Annotated in this window: 1 pseudogene; it reads right to left on the minus strand. The window is 76.8% G+C overall.

The annotated features are described in order from the left end of the window. A pseudogene (locus tag B9S61_RS10290) lies at nt 1–785 on the minus strand (cell division protein FtsK); the annotation flags it as partial.

Here is a 785-nt window from a genome sequence, read left to right on the forward strand (position 1 = left end):
GTCCCGGAGCCGCTCCCGGCCACCCGCAGCAGCCGCAGCGCGGTCGCCACGTCACCGCTGAGCAGGGCGACCGCCCCGCACTGCCGGAACGCCGGGGCCACCGCGCAGGCCGCCTCGTACGTCTCCGTCACCGGGGCGGAGGGGGAGGCGGCGGGCGTCTCGGCGAGACACACGACATGGATCCCGGCCCGTGGGCCGTCCAGGGCGAGCCGGGCCACCGCCTCACGGACCTCCGCGCCGCCGGGGTCGCCGTCCACGACGACCACGGTGTACGGGCCCTCGCCCTGCGGTACCGGGGCGGCCGCGTGGTCGTGGTCCGCCAGCCGGCGCAGCAGTTCGTCGGCCCGGGCCGTGGCCTGTTCGCGGTCGTGCGCCAGCAGCAGACGGCAGTCCTGGCCGTGCCCGGGGCGTACATGCGGCAGCCAGCCCAGCCAGGACCACTCCGCGGCGCGCTCCGCCAGGGGACGGGAGTGGTCCGCGGCGATCAGGACGATCTCCAGCGAGTCGGGGGAGTGCAGCGCGGCGAGCTGGGCCAGCACCGCGCGGGCCAGCCCGGTCAGACGCTCACGGGGACCGGCCAGCCCCAGGGTGCCCACCTCGCGCAGACCCGAGGTCACCGGTACGGCGGGCAGCAGGCCCGAGCCGTCGGGCGCGGTCCGGTCCGTGGTGCCGAGCCGCACCGTGAGCGCCTCCGGATGACCCGGCCCGCGCTCCCACAGCCGGGGGCCCGGGCCGAGCGGCGGAGCATGTGGCTTAATTCGACGCAACGCGAAGAACCTTACCAA

Origin of the sequence: Streptomyces sp. SM1 (genome assembly GCF_002910825.1) — a bacterium.
Taxonomy (GTDB): Bacteria; Actinomycetota; Actinomycetes; order Streptomycetales; family Streptomycetaceae; genus Streptomyces; species Streptomyces okerensis.